Raw genomic sequence first — 17,179 nt, 5'->3', positions numbered from 1 at the left:
ATCAGCCTCGGTGGCGGGCGAGAAAGTCCAGCAGCACCGGGAAATACGCCTGGGGTTCTTCGTAGAACGGCATATGGCTGCTGTTGGGAAATACGTGCAATTCGGCATGCCGGGCCGCCATTTTCATGCGCATGGCACAGGCCGGGGTGAGTTCGTCGTGCTGGCCGGTGGTGATCAGCATCGGCATGCTGAAGTCGGCCATTTCGGCGATGCGGTTCCAGTCCTTGAGGTTGCCGACATACAGGAATTCGTTGGGGCCTTGCATGGTTTCGTAGGGCCCCATGTTCCAGTCGCCGAGGGAGCGTTTGACCGGCTCCGGCCATTCATCCAGACGGCAGACGTGGCGATAGTTGAGCAAGGTGATCGCGGCTTGATACTGCGGGTGGTCGAGGGTGCCCATGGCTTCATGACGCTGCATCATGGCCACGGTTTCGCTGCCGAGGGCGCCGCGCAGGCGCTCAAGCTCCTGGGACAGGTGCGGAATATCGCCGACGGTGTTTTCGAGGATCAGGCTTTTCAGCGCATCGGGATAATGAATGGCGTACTCAATGCCCAGCCAACCACCCCAGGAATGCCCGAGCAAGTGCACACGGCCCAGGTCCAGGGCCTGGCGGACGGTTTCAACTTCTTCGACATAACGGCGGATTTCCCACAAGGAAACGTCGTTCGGTCTGGCTGATGCGCCGGTGCCAAGCTGGTCGAATGCAACCACTCGCAGGTTATGTTCTTTGAGCCAGCCATGGGCGTCGCGCAAATAGTCACACGGCAGGCCCGGGCCGCCGTTGAGGCACAGCAGCACCTCATCGCCTTCGCCAAAGCTGTAGACCACGAGATTATGGCCGTCGACTTGCACGTTATACCGCTGGTCGGGGGCTATTTCACGCCACATGCATACATTCCTTGTGTTGTATCGGCCTGGCAGGTAGTGGCCGTTTATCACGTCAACACTACCGAGGATGCCGCGTGTCCATAACCTAGCGTTTCTTATAGGTTTGGCCTGGCAGTCCTTCGCCGGGGCGTGGCATTCTACTTGCAGCAAGTCGAGATTCAAATGAATTCGGGAGCAGAACGGATGCTGGCCAAGCTAACTGCCTTCAATAGTCGTCTGATGCCGGGCAGGAGCCTGGACGAGCAGATGGACAATACGTTTATCCTCGCCCAACAGTTGGGCTTCGATGCGCTGGTGTACGACTACACGCCAGTGCCTATCGACCTCAACGGTGCGCTGATCACGCCCTCGGTGCTGCAACTGCGCAACACGCCGACCGACTGGCACGCCTTGTGGTGCAGCGAAGGGTTCTACCAGATCGACCCGGTTCAACATTTGGCCTTGAACAGTGTGTCGCCATTTGTCTGGTCTTATGAGGCCAAGGCCGAGACTGCCCTGCAAACGATCATCGACCCCTGCCATGCACCCGTTTCGTCCTACCTGCACGAGCAGCAACTGACCTGCGGCGTCAGCGTACCGATCCACCTGCCCCGCGGTGGCTTCGCCTCGTTGACCGGCCTGCGCACCGGTACGGCGAGCACGGTATTGAAGGATGCGCAGCAAACCTTGTCGGACTTCAGCGTGATCAGCCATGCGTTACAGGAGGCGGCTTATCCTTTATTCAACAAAGCGTTGCGCACCTACCCGCATATCCACCTGACCAAACGCGAGCGCGAGTGCCTGAAATGGGCCGCCGATGGCTTGACTGCGGCCGAGATCGCCGCGCAATTGAGCCGTTCGCTGGCGGTGGTCACCCTGCACCTGGCGTCGGCCATGCACAAATTGGGCGCCAAGAACCGCGTGCAGGCGGTGGTGCGAGCCACGCACTACCGGTTGCTGGACGATTGATCCTTAGGCAAAACCTAGCTGTTTTGCTAGTTACCTAAACGTTGCGTGCAGACTATCGTAGCCCTGATCCTTTTTTCAGAGCAGGGTACGAAATGGAATTCATCGAGAAAGTCCGCGAAGGCTACGCACCCTTCGGCGCCTATCAGACGTGGTATCGCATCACCGGTGAACTGGCGACAGGCCGCACACCGCTGGTGATCATCCATGGCGGACCCGGCTGCACCCACGATTACGTCGACGCGTTCAAGGATGTCGCCGCCAGCGGCCATGCGGTCATTCACTACGACCAGCTGGGCAATGGCCGCTCGACGCATTTACCTGACAAACCCTCTTCCTTTTGGACCATCGGTTTGTTCCTCGACGAGTTGAACAACCTGCTCGACCACCTGCAAATCAGCGACAACTACGCGATCCTCGGGCAATCCTGGGGCGGCATGCTCGGCAGCGAACATGCCATTTTGCAGCCCAAGGGCCTGCGTGCCTTTATCCCGGCCAACTCACCGACATGCATGCGCACCTGGGTCAGCGAGGCCAATCGGCTGCGCAAATTGTTGCCCGAAGGTGTGCATGAAACCCTGCTCAAGCATGAGGCCGCCGGTAACTACCAGGACCCGGAATACCAAGCGGCTTCGCGGATTTTCTACGACCAGCACGTGTGCCGCGTCAACCCATGGCCGGAAGAGGTGGCGCGCACCTTCGCCCAGGTCGATGCCGACCCGACGGTGTACCACGCCATGAGCGGCCCGACCGAGTTCCATGTGATTGGCAGCTTGAAGGACTGGAATGTGATTGGCCGACTGTCGGCCATCAAGGTGCCGACCCTGGTGATCTCCGGTCGCCATGACGAAGCCACGCCGTTGGTGGTCAAGCCGTTCCTGGATGAAATCCCGGACGTACGCTGGGCGCTGTTCGAAGACTCCAGCCACATGCCCCACGTGGAAGAACGCCAGGCGTGCATGGGGACAGTGGTGAAGTTTCTGGATGAGGTGTGCTCAATGCAGCACACGGCGCTCAAGGCTGGCTGAATTCCAATGTGGGGGGACAAGCCTTAAGGCTTTTTGTAGGAGCGAGCTTGCTCGCGAAAAACGTCAACGGTAACGCGTGCTTTCTGAATGAACGCAGTGCCTGTGAGTTTTTCGCGAGCAAGCTCGCTCCTACAGACTGGCATCAGGCCTTACTTCCTCCCACATTCAAACCTCAGTGGTCTCGGGCTTTGCGGCTTTCTTCAAAGTATCCGCCACCAGCGGAATCTCCTTACCCTCGGCATCGAACAACTTCCCACCTCGGTAGTAATCCCCATCGCGCAGCGCCGCCACGTCGCGAAAGCACAAACTGCGCTCAGTGCCTGCCACGAATACCGATTGCTGGTCCGAGTTACCGGCGGTGAAATGGTTGAAAGTCAGGTTCAGCAAGATCGCCATGATCGCCGATGAGCTGATGCCCGAATGGAAAATGGTCGCGAACCAGCTGGGAAACTGGTCATAGAAACTGGGGGCAGCGATGGGGATCATGCCGAAACCGATACTGGTGGCCACGATGATCAGGTTCATGTTGTTGCGATAGTCCACCTTGGACAGCGTGCGAATACCGCTGGCTGCCACCGTGCCGAACAGCACAATGCCGGCCCCGCCAAGCACCGATGTGGGCACGGCGGCAATCACCCGGCCCATGAACGGCAGCAAGCCCAGCACCACCAGGAACACCCCGCCCGTTGCCACCACGAACCGACTCTTCACCCCGGTGACCGCCACCAGGCCGACGTTCTGGGCGAATGCGCTTTGCGTGAAGGAGCCGAAGATCGGCGCGAACATGCTCGACAGCATGTCGGCGCGCAGGCCATTGCCGAGGCGTTTGGAGTCAACTTTAGTGTCGATGATCTCGCCCACCGCCAGGATGTCCGCCGAGGTCTCCACCAGCGTGACCATCACCACGATGCACATGGAAATAATCGCCGCCACATGAAAGGTCGGCATGCCGAAATGGAAGGGCGTGGGAAAACCGAACATGGGCCCCTGGGTGACGGCGGAGAAGTCGGCCATACCCAACAACACCGCGATCACTGTGCCGATCACCATCGCGAGCAAAATCGACAAGCGCGAGATGGCTGCGCTGCCGATTTTGCTCAACAGCAACACCAGCACCAACGTCAGTGCAGCCAAGCCGATATTCGACATGCTGCCGAAATCCGCCGCGCGGCTGTTGCCGCCCATGGCCCAGCGCGCCGCCACGGGCATCAGGGTCAGGCCGATGGTGGTAATCACGATACCGGTCACCAGCGGCGGGAAAAACTGGGTGATGCGTGAAAACACCGGAGTGATCAACAAACCAATGAACGACGCGGCCATCACCGCGCCGAGAATCGCCGGCACGCCCCCTGCCCCGTCGCTGCCGACGATCGCCACCATCGTCGCCACACCCGCGAACGACACGCCCTGCACCAGCGGCAGCTGACAACCGAAGAACGGCAGGCCAAGGGTTTGCAACAGCGTGGCCAGGCCGCCGGCGAACAGTGACGCGGCGATCAACAGGCCAATATCCGCAGGTGACAACCCGGCCGCCTGGCCGACGATCAACGGTACAGCAACGATGCCGCCGTACATGGTGAGCACATGCTGCAGGCCGTAAGCCATGTTGGCGGCGACGCCTAGATTTTCATCTTCGGGCCGCTGCGGTGACGCCTTCGGGATAGTCATGGTGAGGGGTCTCTGTTTTTGTTGTGCGCTCACTGTATGCAATGTTCAGACTGTATGTCCATAGAGTTGTATACAATCGTTCAGACAAGATACCCTGCCGCGGCGTTACAAAAACAATCCGGCCGTCATGAGCCAGAACGCCAAAGGAGCCAACAGAATGAAAAAGGCATTGCAGGGCGCAACCGTCGCATTGACTCTCCTCGGCGGCGGGGAGGCTGTCGCAGTGGAGTGGATGAACAACAGCCTGGGGTTTCGCTACGGTCAGCACTTCACCAACCCGAACAACCCCGACGACTTCAGCAAGCGCATCTACAGCTTCACCCACGCCAGCGGCTACCAGTACGGCAGCCATTTTCTGAATCTCGATGTGTTCCTGTCTGACAGCAACGACCCGCGCAAGGGCACCGACCACGGTGGCAGCGAGGTGTACGCGGTGTACCGGCACCAACTGTATGCCTCACGGGTATTCGACACGCCGCTGGGCACCGGGCTGATCAAGGACTACGCGCTGACGCTGGGTTTTGATGCCAACCGCAACAACAACGTCGCTTCCGCCAAAAAACGCGCCCTGGTCGTCGGCCCCACCTTGAAATTCAATACCGTCGGTGTGCTGGACCTGGGCCTGATGTACTACAAGGAAAAGAACCACACAGGCATTCCCGGCGCGCGGGAATCGAACCACACCTTTGACGACACTTACATGCTCAACCTGACATGGATGCGCCCGTTCGAGATCGCCAACCACGCGGCGAAATTCCAGGGCTTCATCAATTACGTGGGGGAGAAAGGCGAGGATTATCATGGCCGCGATACAGCGCCGGAAGCCCTGATGCGCACCGCGCTGATGGTGGCGGTGCGGCCGGGCAAGAGCGTCAAACCGAACCTGTACCTGGGCGTGGGCTACGAGTACTGGCATAACAAGTTCGGCGTGGACGGTGGCCGGGGGAGCCGCACATCAACGCCGACGGTGAATCTGGAAGTGACGTTCTAACTGAAGAAACACAATACAAATGTGGGAGGGGGCTTGCTCCCGATAGCAGTGGGTCAGCTAGCCTAGCTGGCACTGATACACCGCTATCGGGGGCAAGCCCCCTCCCACATTTTTGACCGTACTGTCAGTTCATGCGCTTGCAAGTTTTGAACGCCGAGCCTTCGGTCGCGCCAGCCAATAACCCAGCACAGCGAGCGGCGCGGTCGCCAGCATCACAATTACCGTAATCAACAACGGCTGCTCGATCATGGAGGACACCAACAAGCTGGCAAGAAAGCACAAGCCCAACTGCAGGGTATTTTGCAGCGCCGCCGCCTTGCCGGAATTTTCCGCAAAGGGCATCAGCGCATTCGCTACCACGATCGGGTAGCTGGCACCGTTGCACAGCGCCATCAGGCAGAACGGAATCAGCAAGGTAGTAAGGGTCGGCACGGTCAGGGTTGCAACCAGATACAGCGCCACCATGCTCAGGCAGTAGAACGCGAGCAGCCACGGCAGCAGGGTCTTGCCCGGCAAACGTTGCAAGGCGCTGCGGCAACTGTAGCCGCCGACCAGAAACGCCAGGGTCGGCAACACGTAGCTGAGGCCGATGTCATTCGGGCTGTAACCCATGCCGCCAAGGATAAATGGCGAAGCGGTCAACCAGGCAAAGAAACTGGCGGAGCAGGCGGCAAATATCATGACGTTGCCGGTAAATACCCGTGAAGTGAGCAGCTGTGCATAGCCCAGGCGCACCGGTGCGTCCGTCTGGCGCTTCGGCGCGCTACGCAGGAACACGGTCGGCAGCAGCAAGAGCAGCGACACGCCCAGCAATACGCCGAAAATCGCCTGCCAGCCAAAGTGATTCAACACCATCGCGCCCAACAGCGGCGCCAGGGCCGGCGATAGCGACATCAGCGGCATGATGCTGGCAAACACGCGGTGCGCCTTGTCGGCCGGGTAGCGATCAATCACCAGCGCCTGCCAACTCACGGCGGCGGAACACACACCGATCGCCTGGATAAAACGCAGCGCCCACAGCTGCGGCGCGGTCTGCACCCAGAACATGCCCAGGCACCCCAGTACAAACAGGCTCAGCCCCGTAAGCAGCACCGGCTTGCGCCCGAGCCGGTCGGACAATGGCCCCCACAGCAACTGCCCTAGCGCAAACCCGGCGAGGAAAATACTCAAGCTGGCGCCCACGGCCCCGGCGCCAATCTGCAGTTGCGCGCCCATGGCGCCAAACGCCGGCAAATACATGTCCATGGCGAGATAACCGAGCATGCTCAGCCCCGCCAGATACCAAGTGAAACCAAAAGAATTTTTCATTGAAGCCTTGTGGATCCTGCCATCAAACTATTTGCTGACTGGCGCCCATTATGAAGCTGACAGTTTTCCTGTGAAGCGATAATAATTGGACACTCTTATCAATAATTTTGAAGGCAGCCGCCATGTGGTCCGAATACTCCCTGGATGTGGTCGATGCCGTCGCACGCCACGGCAGCTTCAGTGCCGCCGCTCAGGAACTGCATCGCGTACCGTCGGCCATCAGCTATACGGTGCGTCAACTCGAGGAATGGCTGGCGGTGCCGCTGTTCATACGGCGCCACCGTGACGTGGAGCTGACGCCCGCCGGCCGGCTGTTTATAGACGAAGCCCGTGGCGTAATGAAAAAAATGCTCGGCACACGGCGCTTGTGCCAGCAGGTGGCCAATGGCTGGAGCGGGCAATTGAAGGTGGCAGTGGATTCCATCGTCAAGCCGCAGCGCTGTCGGCAACTGGTGCTGGATTTTTATCGACAGTTTCCCGAAGTGGAATTGCTGCTGGAGTACGAGGTGTACAACGGCGTGTGGGACGCCCTGGCGGATGAGCGCACCGACATTGTGATCGGCGCCACCAGCGCGGTGCCGGTGGCCAGCCACTTCACATTCCGCGACATGGGCCTGTTGAACTGGCTGTGCGTGGTCAGCGCCAGGCATCCCTTGGCGGCGATAGAAGGCCTGCTCAGTGACGATCAACTTCGCCCATATGCATCCCTGTGCATGACCGACACCTCACGCAACCTGCCCAAGCGCGATACCTGGACCCTGGATAACCAGCGGCGCCTGGTGGTGCCCAACTGGTCCTCGGCGCTCGATTGCCTGCGTGATGGCTTGTGCGTCGGCATGGCCCCGGCGCATCAGGTGCTGCCATGGATCGAGCGCGGTGAGCTGGTGGCGCTGCAACTGCACCGGCCCTTCCCCGCCAGCCCCTCGTGCGTGGCGTGGGCGCAGAACAAACTGTCGCCGGCGATGACGTGGTTGTTGGAATACCTGGGAGATACCGAAACCATGAACCAGGAATGGCTGAACGGGAGTGACCTTTAAAGGTTTTGATCGGGTTTTACTCAAGTAAACGGGTGATCGCCCTTACGATCATCTCGACTTCCTTGGCATCCAGCGTCAGCGGTGGCAGCAGGCGGATGATCTTGCCGCGCGTCACGTTAATCAGCAGCCCATGCTCCTGCGCCGCACGCTGGGCCAGATCGCGATACGGGCGAGCCAGTTCGATGCCGATCATCAGGCCCTGCCCCCGAATCGCCACTACCTGCGGATGCTCGCTCAATTCCACCCGCAACCGCGCCAGCAGCCGTGCACCTTGTTGCGCAGCGTTATGCAGCAAGCCTTGCTCTTCAATGATGTTCAGCACCGTGCAGCCCACCCGGCAGGCCAAGGGGTTGCCGCCAAAGGTGCTGCCGTGACTGCCGGGGGTAAACAACTGGCCGACGGCGGCCCGGGCCAGGCAGGCGCCAATGGGTACGCCGTTGCCGAGGCCTTTGGCCAGGGTCATCACGTCCGGGGTAATGCCCTCGTGCTGGAAGGCAAACCAGGCGCCGGTGCGGCCGATGCCGGTCTGGATTTCATCCAGCATCATCAGCCAGCCGTGGCGCGTGCAGTGATCGCGCAGGGCTTTCAGGTAGCCGGGCGGCGCGGGCAACACGCCACTTTCGCCCTGGATCGGTTCCAGCAGCACGGCCGCTATACGTGTGCCGAATTGGTCAGTAATGGCTTCGAGGGCCACCAGATCGCCAAACCCGACTTTGAGAAAATCCCCCGGCAAACGCTGGAAACCCAGGCGCACCGAGGGCCCGTCACTGGCCGCCATGGTGCCGAGGGTACGCCCGTGGAAGGCGTTCTCCATCACCACCACCAAGGGCTCTTCAATGCCTTTTTTCCAGCCATACAAGCGTGCCAGTTTCAGCGCCGTCTCGTTGGCTTCGGCGCCGGAGTTGTTGAAGAACGCGCAGTCCAGGCCGGATAGCTGAGCCAGGCGCCGGGCCAGCTGCTGCTGCCAATCGATGCTGTAGAGGTTGGAGGTGTGCAGCAGCAGGCCCGCTTGCTCACGGATCGCCGCCACCAGCCTTGGGTGGGAGTGGCCCACATTCGTCACCGCCACACCGGCCACCGCGTCGAGGTATTCACGGCCCTGCTGGTCCCACAGGCGCGTACCCAGACCACGGGTGAAGCTCAGGGCCAAAGGTTGATACGTGGTCATCAGGCAGGCGGCGGTCATGGTGGCAAGCTCCAGTGCATCGTGAGGATGGGTGCAGTATCGTTAGCCACCCGTGCTGGATAAACTGCACATTCCTGCAATGACTTTGAACCAGGGCTTGATAATGGATGTGTTCCAGGCAATGTCGGTGTACGTGAAAGTCGTGGAGACCGGCAGCATGACCGCCGCCGCACAGGAATGCGGAATGTCGACCACCATGGTCGGCAATCACCTACGCGCGCTGGAGCAGCGCCTGGGGGTCAGCCTGCTCAAGCGCACCACGCGCAAACAAAGCCTCACGGAATTCGGCGGGGAGTATTACCAGCGCTGCCTTGAGGTGCTCGGGCTGGTGGCCGACTCCGAACTGCTGGCGGAGCAGATCCACAGCGAAACGCCCAAAGGCTGCCTGCGTATTACCGTGCCACCGGTATTCGGCAGCGAACGCCTGGTGCCGGCCTTGAGCGAATTTTCCCAGCGCTACCCGCAGATCGACCTGTACGTGGTGCTGAGCAATGAGCGGATGGACTTGGTCGACAGCGGCTTCGACGTGGCAATCCGTCTCGGCGACTTGGGAACCTCCAGCCTGATCGCCCGGCCACTGCAGGATTACACCCTGACCCTCTGCGCGTCGCCTGATTACCTGGCGCGACGCGGCACGCCGTCGACGCCCGATGACTTGCGGCACCACAACTGCCTGGCGTTCGCCTATCCGGCGAACGACAACTGGCGCGACACCGACAAGCTGTGGCGCATGACCGACGAGGACGGCGAGGTAGAGGTTCCGGTCTCCGGCTCATTGACCATCAACAGCTCGCAGGGCTTGCGCCAGGCGGCCGTCAATGGGATGGGCATCAGCATGCTGGCCGATGCCCTGGTGCAGCAGGACCTGGAGAGCGGCAAGTTGGTAGCCTTGCTGACCAGCTATCAACTGTCCAGCCGCCCCATGCATCTGCTGTATCGCCAAGACCGTTACCGCTTGCCCAAGCTGCGCGCCTTCGTCGACTTTGCCATGGAGAAGTGGGCGCGCTAGAAGCCCACCCCCAACTCGCGCAGACGTGCGGCGGTACGCTCGGCCGACACATGGTGAATCCCCTGCCAACCAAGAGCGACGGCCGCTTCGACATTACTGGCAACGTCATCGATGAACACCACTTCACCAGGCTGGACATCCGGCAAATGGGCGCGCACCTGATCGAGGCTGGCATGGTAGATCGCCGGGTCAGGCTTGACCAGTTTCACTTGGCCCGATACGACGATATCGCGGAAAACCTGGAGGAACGGGTAGTGTTCGCGGGCATAGGGGAAGGTTTCCGCCGACCAGTTGGTCAGCCCGAACAGCGGCATATTCGCTTGATGCAACGCAGTGAGAATTGCGACACCTTCGGGCAACTCACCACGCAGCATCTCGTGCCAGCGCTCGTAATAAGCCTGGATCAGGCTCTGATGTTCGGGGTGTTGCTCAATCAGGTGGCGGGTGGCTTCGGCGAGGGTGCGGCCAGCATCCTGTTCGGTGTTCCAGGCCTGGGTGCAGATATTGTCGAGAAACCATTGCCGCTTTTGCTCGTCGGTAATGAGCTTGCGGTACAGATGTTGCGGGTTCCAGTCAAACAACACACCGCCGAAATCAAACACGACTGCACGAATCGTCATGGGTCCTCCTGTTTGCGCACATGGATGACGCAGTCTTGCATGCCGGAGCAAACAGCAAAAGGTAAGCCACGGTAGGACCGTTCTGAAAAGTGAAACGCCCACTCACATCGCCGAAAGCATCGTTTAAGGTGAGCTTCGCTCTCAGGGAAATCCATGACTGAAAGGAATCATCAATACGGTCGCAAAAAAACGTGACGTAGAGGTATTCCAATGATTGCCATGATTACCGCTGTAACATCACCTTCTGCGCTCAGTCTGGAAGTACTGCAACGTAACCAGGCGCTTGTGCAGGCCAGCACTACGTCGGAGGTCGATGCCCCGCATGCACTGATCGACCAGGCAAAAGCGCGAACCGGAATAGTGTCGAGCCACCTCGCCCCCTTGCAACGGATAGCGGCAGCTACCAACTCCATCATCGGCATACGCCCGGTCGAATCCGTGGCCACAGGGCTGATAGAAGCCGGGCACCCCACCAAGGACTTTCATATCAAAGGCAAAAGTGCCAATTGGGGGCCACAGTCCGGCTTGATCTGTACGGACCAGGCATTTAGCAAGCTCGAACAGTTCGCGCACAAATCACCGGAAACAGTGGCTAACGCCAACGCGAAGATCCTGGACTGCATCGAGCAAGGCCATGCAGTCCCGATCCCCTTGAAACTCTCGCGTCATCGCATTGACGAGCTGGTAAAACTTGGCCAAATCACTGGGCTGGCAGCTCGCGGAGGTGATGGCACGCTGCAATTGAGCGCTCGCGGGCCAAGTCGGCAGCATTATGCATTCCAAGCCCATCCCGCCACGCCTGGCGACGACAACTATCTGATTACGCACAACGGCAAGGTGCTGCACGTGCTGGCCAAGCAGCTAGAGGGCAAGGCCTTGACCGCCGACTATGACCTGCACATGATCGCGCCTCACCTAAGTGACTTTGGCGCCCAGGATAAGCTGCCGGTACCCGATATCGCCCACAGTGTCTTCAGGGATCGGGTTAGCCACTACCAGCAAGTTCCACGGGAGTTATCGGCGGACTTTGAAAATGCCGCTCATTTCTATCACAAGGAAAACCCCGATCTCGGCAATATCACGCCGCGAATAGAGGAAATGATCGGAATCATCAATCGAAAGCTGGTCGGCGACGCGGAGCGGGTGGTCCATCACAATGCAGACTCAGGCAGCCCTGCGACGGACGTGGCAGCAAACTACCCGGCGACTTTCTTCCTGCCGGCAAAGCTAGGTAGATTCGATGAGATCAGTATCATCCATGACAGCAGGGAAATGGCTGAGCTGATAAAGACCGCCAAGGACAGCGGTTATCACGTGCCGCTCAATCCGCTATGGGAGAAGGAGGTGGTGAATGTGAGGCGGTCAGACTTCACCCTGGCAAAACAGCGCCTGTCTGGTTCCAGGCAAGCCTGACAGCTGAGCAGCAAAAAGCGGCTTGATAAGTCGATTATCAAGCCGCCACAGTGATAGCGCTTATGCCTGGACCAGACCGTTGATCTTGACGGTCGGGTTCACGTCCGCGTCGTAGTCCACGCCGTCGACTTCAAAACCGAACAAACGCAGGAACTCAGCCTTGTAACCGGCGAAATCGCTGATTTCGTTAACGTTGTCGTCAGTCACCTGGTTCCACAGCGCGGCCACGGCGTCCTGGACCTTCGGCTCCAGCTCGGCCAGGTCGGCGCGCAGGCGGCCGTCAGCATCGAGCTTGGGCTCTTTGCCGTACAGGCTGTCTTTGAACAGGCCGTAGACCTGCTCGATGCAGCCTTCGTGGGTGCCCTGCTCTTTCATCACCTTGAACAGCAGCGACAGGTACAGCGGCATGATCGGGATCGCCGAGCTGGCCTGGGTGACCACGGCCTTGAGTACCGACACGCGGGCGTCGCCCTTGAGCGCAGCGAGGTTGTCGCGCAGGGTCAGGACTTTCTTGTCCAGGTCTTTCTTGGCTTCGCCAATGGAACCGTTCCAGTAGATGTCCTGGGTCAGCTTCTCACCGAGGTAGGTGAACGCGGTGGTCTTGGCGCCTTCAGCCAGTACATCGGCGTCACGCAGGGCGTCGATCCACAGCTGCCAGTCCTCACCGCCCATCACTTTGACGGTGCCGTCGATTTCTTCCTGGGTGGCAGGCTCCAGGGTGGTGTCGACCACGACGCCCTTGTCGGTGTTGATACCGCGCAGGGTCACGGCCTTGCCGATCGGCTTGAGGGTGGAAGTGTGCACCACGCCTTGCGGGTCGGTACGGCGTGGCGCGGCCAGGCTGTAGACCACCAGGTCGATCTTGCCCAGGTCTTTCTTGATGGTGTCGATGGTCAGGCGCTTGATCTCATCGGAAAACGCGTCGCCGTTGATGCTCTTGGCGTACAGGCCTTTTTCCACGGCAAACTTCTCGAACGCCGCGCTGTTGTACCAGCCAGCGGAGCTCAGCTTGCCTTCTTCGCCTTCTTTTTCAAAAAACACGCCCAGGGTGTCGGCACCGCAGCCAAACGCGGCACTGATGCGCGCGGCCAGGCCGTAACCAGTGGAAGCGCCGAGGACCAGCACCTTCTTTGGACCGCCTTCGATGGCGCCGCTTTTAGATACGCAGCTAGTTACGTAGTCGATCTGCTCTTTGACGTTCGCTTCACAGCCAACAGGGTGAGCGGTCACACAGATAAAGCCACGAACCCGCGGTTTGATGATCATAAAATTCTGCCTCTTCCAAGGTGCCGAAGGCCAGTGTTGGCCATTCAACTTCAATCGTACCGGTCTATGACGTCCGAAAAACCGAAGCGTCACGATAGTCGCAAATCTTCCGTTCTCAAAATTCAATCCACCCAAACCCGCTTGCCTCTGGGGCCAGTTACAAATTGTGCAGCGACTTCACAATTTTCGAACTATTTAAAACGCCTGCGCGCGCCATAAAGCTCTATCATGACGAAATTGTTTCATTATGTTTCAGGCCTGGAGCCGCGTTTCATGAGCAAAAATGCCGTGGGTAAAAAGCTGATATCCCTCGCCTGGGTGCTCGGCGTTTTACTGTTTATCGCCTGTTTTCCGCGCACCAGCCTGGCGTTTTTACTGCTGGTGGTGGTTTGCGGTCTGTATGACTTCATGCGTAATGGCCTGTATGACCGCGCTACCTTCAAGAAATATTTCATCGGCAACGGCCGCAACACCTGGATCCTGGCGCCGTTCAACACCCTGTTCGACCTGCTGAGCCGCCGCAACCGTCATGTCTACACCCTGGACGACCTGCCGCCCGCCTGGCGCGAAGATCTGCAACAGGTCATCGACGACGCCATGGCCCGCAAGGAAGAAATCATCAACTACCTGGACGCACGCATGGCCGAGAAGAAACGCGGCATGTTGTTTTTCCAGTGGTACGGTCGTCCGATCGAAACCGCCCTGGACATCCCGCAACTGCGCAGGAAACTGCCATTCGTGAAGACGATCGGCGTGTCGGTGTTCAACGAGAATCGCTCGACGTCCTTCCATTTCGGCCCGTTGCGCATGATGTTCCGCGTGCTCTACAACATGGCGCCGGCGCCGCATCACGAGGGTGTGTATATCCAGGTGGGCAAGCACAAGCACTATTGGCACGACGACCCGCTGTTCATCTTCGATGACACGCTGATGCATGCATCCTTTAACAAGAACGATGCGAAACGTTACTGCCTGTTCATCGATATTGTGCGACCGACCCCGGTGCCCTCCGTGTTGAACGCCGTGATCTCGGGGTTTGCCGGCCTGGTGTTCACCCTGCGTCGGGTTTTCTACAAAAACTGGAAGCTGATCCAGTAAGTTCTGCGGCATGATGGTGCTGGACGGTATTTGCACTCGGCCTTGTGCGTGAGGTAAATAACCGTCTCGTGCGACCGTATACGGCGCGCCTCATTCTCAAGCCATTGCGCCTTTACGGGTGCGATGGCTGTGCTTTCAAGGAACCAGAATGCCCCAACGTCAAGTGATCAATGCCTCCGTCAGCCCCAAGGGCAGCCTCGAAACCCTGTCCCAACGTGAAGTCCAGCAACTGAGTGAAGCCGGCAGCGGCAGCATCTACGCCCTGTTCCGCCAATGCGCCCTGGCGATCCTCAACACCGGCGCGCATATCGATAACGCCAAGACCATCCTCGACGCCTACAAAGACTTCGAAGTGCGTATCCACCAGCAGGACCGCGGCGTGCGCCTGGAGCTGCTCAACGCCCCGGCCGATGCCTTCGTCGATGGCGAAATGATCGCCAGCACCCGCGAAATGCTGTTCAGCGCCTTGCGTGACATCGTCTACACCGAGAACGAGCTGGACAGCCAGCGCATCGACCTGAGCAACTCCCAAGGCATCACCGACTACGTGTTTCATCTGCTGCGCAACGCCCGTACGCTGCGCGCGGGTGTCGAACCCAAGATCGTCGTGTGCTGGGGCGGCCACTCCATCAACACCGAAGAATACAAATACACCAAGAAGGTCGGCCACGAACTGGGCTTGCGCAGCCTCGACGTGTGCACCGGCTGCGGCCCCGGCGTGATGAAAGGTCCGATGAAAGGCGCGACTATTTCCCACGCCAAACAGCGCATCACCGGCGGCCGCTACCTGGGCCTGACCGAGCCAGGCATCATCGCCGCCGAAGCGCCCAACCCGATCGTCAACGAGCTGGTCATCCTGCCGGACATCGAGAAACGCCTCGAAGCCTTCGTGCGCGTCGGTCACGGCATCATCATCTTCCCCGGCGGCGCCGGTACGGCCGAGGAATTTCTCTACCTGCTGGGCATCCTGATGCACCCGGACAACCGCGACCTGCCGTTCCCGGTCGTGCTGACCGGGCCCAAACATGCGGCGCCTTACCTGGAACAACTGCATGCGTTCGTCGGCGCGACCCTCGGCGAAGCGGCGCAGAAGCATTACCAGATCATCATCGACGACCCGGCCGAAGTCGCGCGCCAGATGACCGCAGGGCTCAAGGCGGTCAAACAGTTCCGTCGCGAGCGCAACGACGCATTCCACTTCAACTGGCTGTTGAAGATCGACGAAGGCTTCCAGCGCCCCTTCGACCCGACCCACGAAAACATGGCCAGCCTGCAACTGACCCATGCGCTGCCGCCCCATGAACTGGCGGCCAACCTGCGTCGCGCGTTCTCGGGGATTGTGGCGGGTAATGTGAAGGACAAAGGCATTCGTTTGATCGAAGAAAAGGGCCCGTACGAAATCCACGGCGACCCGGCGATCATGAAACCACTGGATGAATTGCTAAAGGCCTTCGTCGCCCAGCACCGGATGAAATTGCCGGGCGGAGCAGCGTATGTGCCGTGTTACCGCGTGGTGCAGTGAGCCAGCGCCGAGCCGTCATAGTTTGTATCGGTTTGGCGCGTGATCACAGGTGTGGGGATCGAGAGTTCGGACTAGGGTTTAGTACCGACTCACCCACTTCTGCGAGCACCCTATGGACCAACGGATATTGTCCTCGATCGCTCCTTACCCTAGGGTAAGGAGCATCACGATGGAGGTCTTCACTATGGCAACCGCCACACTTACTTCAAAAGGGCAAATCACCATCCCTGTCCAGGTCAGGACGGCCCTCGGCCTGGAAACAGGCGACCGGGTGGAATTCGTCGAAATGGAAGACGGCAAGTTTTCCATGATCGCCGCGAGCAAAACCGTCACCGATCTCAAGGGGCTGATTCGCAAGCCTGCCACTGCCGTGTCCATCGAGGACATGAACCGGGCCATCGCGGCACAGGGAGCAAACGCGGGATGATCGGCCTGGATACCAACGTGCTGGTGCGCTATGTCACCCAGGATGAGCCCGGTCAATCCGCCAAGGCGTCGCGACTGATCGAATCATTGAGCGCCGCGTCACCGGGCTTTGTCAGCCTGGTGACCCTTGTGGAATTGGTATGGGTGCTGCAGGCCTGCTACCAGTCGGCAAAAAGCGATGTGGTGATGGTGCTGGAAACCCTTTTGCATACGCGCGAGCTCACTGTCGAGCACGCCGATGTCGTCTGGCAGGCACTGCGCAAGTTCGTTGCGAACAAAGCAGACTTCGCCGACTGCCTGATCGAACGCTGCGCCCACGCGGCCGGCTGCGAGTACACCGCCACCTTCGACCTGAATGCGGTCAAGGCAGCGGGCATGAAACGGATCGGCTAGGCCGTCTTTTGGGGAGAGGCCGCTCGGTCAGCGAACCCAGCCACCGCCCTGCCAATGATAACCATCGTTGCGCTGCACCCAATGCGGATGCACATAGCGATAGCCCACGCGTACCGGCTCCCAATGGCCGTGCACCGCTACATAGCGCCCACCTTCCCAACGCCAGTAACCGCGTGACCAGATATAACCTTCGCGTACCGCCGGCTCGACTTCGATCACCTGCACCGGCGGCGGTTGCGGCGCCACGACTTCCACATACTCACGTTGTACCGGCCGGCGTTCATGCACGACGCGCTCTTGCACACACCCGGATGCCGCGACGACTACCGCCGCCATTGCCGCATAACGTAGCAACATACAAAACCCTCGGGCGTTAACGC

Annotated in this window: 17 protein-coding genes; 10 read left to right on the top strand and 7 right to left on the bottom strand. The window is 59.6% G+C overall.

Annotation, left to right across the window (positions count from 1 at the left end; genetic code table 11):
* Nucleotide 1: 1 nt before the first annotated feature.
* Nucleotides 2-889, bottom strand: a complete 888-nt coding sequence (locus C4J89_RS07935; RefSeq protein WP_124366316.1) for a proline iminopeptidase-family hydrolase — start codon at nucleotides 887-889, stop codon at nucleotides 2-4.
* A 183-nt stretch (nucleotides 890-1,072) separates the two neighbouring features.
* Between C4J89_RS07935 and C4J89_RS07930 the strand changes: the two genes are divergently transcribed.
* Both C4J89_RS07930 and C4J89_RS07925 read left to right on the top strand, forming a co-directional pair.
* Nucleotides 1,073-1,837 carry a LuxR family transcriptional regulator gene (locus C4J89_RS07930; RefSeq protein WP_124370070.1) on the top strand — a complete coding sequence of 255 codons (765 nt, stop codon included), beginning with the start codon at nucleotides 1,073-1,075 and terminating at the stop codon, nucleotides 1,835-1,837.
* 92 nt (nucleotides 1,838-1,929) lie between these two features.
* Nucleotides 1,930-2,862, top strand: coding sequence for a proline iminopeptidase-family hydrolase (locus tag C4J89_RS07925; RefSeq protein WP_124366314.1), 933 nt, complete (start codon nucleotides 1,930-1,932; stop codon nucleotides 2,860-2,862).
* A gap of 165 nt (nucleotides 2,863-3,027) precedes the next feature.
* On the opposite strand, the gene C4J89_RS07920 is transcribed toward C4J89_RS07925, so the two are convergent.
* Entirely contained in the window at nucleotides 3,028-4,530 is a 1,503-nt protein-coding gene (locus C4J89_RS07920; protein ID WP_124414177.1) for a nucleobase:cation symporter-2 family protein, read from the bottom strand.
* A gap of 157 nt (nucleotides 4,531-4,687) precedes the next feature.
* On the opposite strand from C4J89_RS07920, the gene C4J89_RS07915 reads away from it, so the two are divergent.
* Nucleotides 4,688-5,521 (top strand): nucleoside-binding protein, encoded by an 834-nt coding sequence (locus C4J89_RS07915; RefSeq protein WP_124414176.1) that lies wholly within the window; start codon nucleotides 4,688-4,690, stop codon nucleotides 5,519-5,521.
* 129 nt (nucleotides 5,522-5,650) lie between these two features.
* Here the strand turns inward: C4J89_RS07915 and punC are convergent, their stop codons facing one another.
* A complete protein-coding gene (gene punC / locus C4J89_RS07910) occupies nucleotides 5,651-6,829 on the bottom strand; it encodes a purine nucleoside transporter PunC (protein ID WP_124414175.1) in 1,179 nt (392 codons plus the stop codon).
* A 122-nt stretch (nucleotides 6,830-6,951) separates the two neighbouring features.
* On the opposite strand from punC, the gene punR reads away from it, so the two are divergent.
* Nucleotides 6,952-7,866, top strand: coding sequence for a DNA-binding transcriptional activator PunR (punR, locus tag C4J89_RS07905; protein WP_124414174.1), 915 nt, complete (start codon nucleotides 6,952-6,954; stop codon nucleotides 7,864-7,866).
* A 16-nt stretch (nucleotides 7,867-7,882) separates the two neighbouring features.
* Here the strand turns inward: punR and C4J89_RS07900 are convergent, their stop codons facing one another.
* Nucleotides 7,883-9,052 carry an aspartate aminotransferase family protein gene (locus C4J89_RS07900; protein ID WP_124414173.1) on the bottom strand — a complete coding sequence of 390 codons (1,170 nt, stop codon included), beginning with the start codon at nucleotides 9,050-9,052 and terminating at the stop codon, nucleotides 7,883-7,885.
* 103 nt (nucleotides 9,053-9,155) lie between these two features.
* On the opposite strand from C4J89_RS07900, the gene C4J89_RS07895 reads away from it, so the two are divergent.
* Nucleotides 9,156-10,061 carry a LysR family transcriptional regulator gene (locus C4J89_RS07895; RefSeq protein WP_124361837.1) on the top strand — a complete coding sequence of 302 codons (906 nt, stop codon included), beginning with the start codon at nucleotides 9,156-9,158 and terminating at the stop codon, nucleotides 10,059-10,061.
* Here C4J89_RS07895 and C4J89_RS07890 read toward each other — a convergent pair.
* Nucleotides 10,058-10,681 (bottom strand): HAD family phosphatase, encoded by a 624-nt coding sequence (locus C4J89_RS07890; RefSeq protein ID WP_124361836.1) that lies wholly within the window; start codon nucleotides 10,679-10,681, stop codon nucleotides 10,058-10,060. The two genes, C4J89_RS07895 and C4J89_RS07890, sit on opposite strands and share 4 nt — an antisense overlap.
* A 210-nt stretch (nucleotides 10,682-10,891) precedes the next feature.
* On the opposite strand from C4J89_RS07890, the gene C4J89_RS07885 reads away from it, so the two are divergent.
* The gene (locus tag C4J89_RS07885) at nucleotides 10,892-12,094 is read left to right on the top strand and encodes an anthrax toxin-like adenylyl cyclase domain-containing protein (RefSeq protein WP_124414172.1); all 1,203 of its coding nucleotides are present in this window, start codon (nucleotides 10,892-10,894) and stop codon (nucleotides 12,092-12,094) included.
* A 60-nt stretch (nucleotides 12,095-12,154) separates the two neighbouring features.
* Here C4J89_RS07885 and fabV read toward each other — a convergent pair whose 3' ends face one another.
* A complete protein-coding gene (fabV, locus tag C4J89_RS07880; protein ID WP_124414171.1) occupies nucleotides 12,155-13,360 on the bottom strand; it encodes an enoyl-ACP reductase FabV in 1,206 nt (401 codons plus the stop codon).
* A 273-nt stretch (nucleotides 13,361-13,633) separates the two neighbouring features.
* Between fabV and C4J89_RS07875 the strand changes: the two genes are divergently transcribed.
* The 4 genes from C4J89_RS07875 (at nucleotide 13,634) to C4J89_RS07860 (ending at nucleotide 16,799) form a co-directional block, all read left to right on the top strand.
* Entirely contained in the window at nucleotides 13,634-14,458 is an 825-nt protein-coding gene (locus C4J89_RS07875) for an aspartyl/asparaginyl beta-hydroxylase domain-containing protein (protein WP_124414170.1), read from the top strand.
* Between the two features lie 148 nt (nucleotides 14,459-14,606).
* Nucleotides 14,607-15,980 carry a nucleotide 5'-monophosphate nucleosidase PpnN gene (ppnN, locus tag C4J89_RS07870; RefSeq protein WP_124361832.1) on the top strand — a complete coding sequence of 458 codons (1,374 nt, stop codon included), beginning with the start codon at nucleotides 14,607-14,609 and terminating at the stop codon, nucleotides 15,978-15,980.
* Nucleotides 15,981-16,149: 169 nt separating this feature from the next.
* The gene (locus C4J89_RS07865; protein WP_124366304.1) at nucleotides 16,150-16,407 is read left to right on the top strand and encodes an AbrB/MazE/SpoVT family DNA-binding domain-containing protein; all 258 of its coding nucleotides are present in this window, start codon (nucleotides 16,150-16,152) and stop codon (nucleotides 16,405-16,407) included.
* Nucleotides 16,404-16,799 carry a PIN domain-containing protein gene (locus C4J89_RS07860; RefSeq protein ID WP_124414169.1) on the top strand — a complete coding sequence of 132 codons (396 nt, stop codon included), beginning with the start codon at nucleotides 16,404-16,406 and terminating at the stop codon, nucleotides 16,797-16,799. Before C4J89_RS07865 ends, C4J89_RS07860 begins: the two co-directional genes overlap by 4 nt.
* Before the next feature lie 27 nt (nucleotides 16,800-16,826).
* Here the strand turns inward: C4J89_RS07860 and C4J89_RS07855 are convergent, their stop codons facing one another.
* Nucleotides 16,827-17,156, bottom strand: coding sequence for a YXWGXW repeat-containing protein (locus C4J89_RS07855; protein ID WP_124361829.1), 330 nt, complete (start codon nucleotides 17,154-17,156; stop codon nucleotides 16,827-16,829).
* Nucleotides 17,157-17,179: the final 23 nt, after the last annotated feature.

The sequence above is a fragment of the Pseudomonas sp. R4-35-07 genome, assembly GCF_003852235.1.
In the GTDB taxonomy this organism is placed as follows: domain Bacteria; phylum Pseudomonadota; class Gammaproteobacteria; order Pseudomonadales; family Pseudomonadaceae; genus Aquipseudomonas.
The sequence above is the reverse complement of the archived record's forward strand: the minus strand, read 5'-3'. Positions and strand labels throughout refer to the sequence as shown.

Bases quoted from the DNA above. Each gene is read 5' to 3' on its own strand.
- C4J89_RS07935 (WP_124366316.1), bottom strand. From the start codon at position 889: ATGTGGCGTGAAATAGCCCCCGACCAGCGGTATAACGTGCAAGTCGAC.
- C4J89_RS07930 (WP_124370070.1), top strand. From the start codon at position 1,073: ATGCTGGCCAAGCTAACTGCCTTCAATAGTCGTCTGATGCCGGGCAGG.
- C4J89_RS07925 (WP_124366314.1), top strand. From the start codon at position 1,930: ATGGAATTCATCGAGAAAGTCCGCGAAGGCTACGCACCCTTCGGCGCC.
- C4J89_RS07920 (WP_124414177.1), bottom strand. From the start codon at position 4,530: ATGACTATCCCGAAGGCGTCACCGCAGCGGCCCGAAGATGAAAATCTA.
- C4J89_RS07915 (WP_124414176.1), top strand. From the start codon at position 4,688: ATGAAAAAGGCATTGCAGGGCGCAACCGTCGCATTGACTCTCCTCGGC.
- punC (WP_124414175.1), bottom strand. From the start codon at position 6,829: ATGAAAAATTCTTTTGGTTTCACTTGGTATCTGGCGGGGCTGAGCATG.
- punR (WP_124414174.1), top strand. From the start codon at position 6,952: ATGTGGTCCGAATACTCCCTGGATGTGGTCGATGCCGTCGCACGCCAC.
- C4J89_RS07900 (WP_124414173.1), bottom strand. From the start codon at position 9,052: ATGACCGCCGCCTGCCTGATGACCACGTATCAACCTTTGGCCCTGAGC.
- C4J89_RS07895 (WP_124361837.1), top strand. From the start codon at position 9,156: ATGGATGTGTTCCAGGCAATGTCGGTGTACGTGAAAGTCGTGGAGACC.
- C4J89_RS07890 (WP_124361836.1), bottom strand. From the start codon at position 10,681: ATGACGATTCGTGCAGTCGTGTTTGATTTCGGCGGTGTGTTGTTTGAC.
- C4J89_RS07885 (WP_124414172.1), top strand. From the start codon at position 10,892: ATGATTGCCATGATTACCGCTGTAACATCACCTTCTGCGCTCAGTCTG.
- fabV (WP_124414171.1), bottom strand. From the start codon at position 13,360: ATGATCATCAAACCGCGGGTTCGTGGCTTTATCTGTGTGACCGCTCAC.
- C4J89_RS07875 (WP_124414170.1), top strand. From the start codon at position 13,634: ATGAGCAAAAATGCCGTGGGTAAAAAGCTGATATCCCTCGCCTGGGTG.
- ppnN (WP_124361832.1), top strand. From the start codon at position 14,607: ATGCCCCAACGTCAAGTGATCAATGCCTCCGTCAGCCCCAAGGGCAGC.
- C4J89_RS07865 (WP_124366304.1), top strand. From the start codon at position 16,150: ATGGAGGTCTTCACTATGGCAACCGCCACACTTACTTCAAAAGGGCAA.
- C4J89_RS07860 (WP_124414169.1), top strand. From the start codon at position 16,404: ATGATCGGCCTGGATACCAACGTGCTGGTGCGCTATGTCACCCAGGAT.
- C4J89_RS07855 (WP_124361829.1), bottom strand. From the start codon at position 17,156: ATGTTGCTACGTTATGCGGCAATGGCGGCGGTAGTCGTCGCGGCATCC.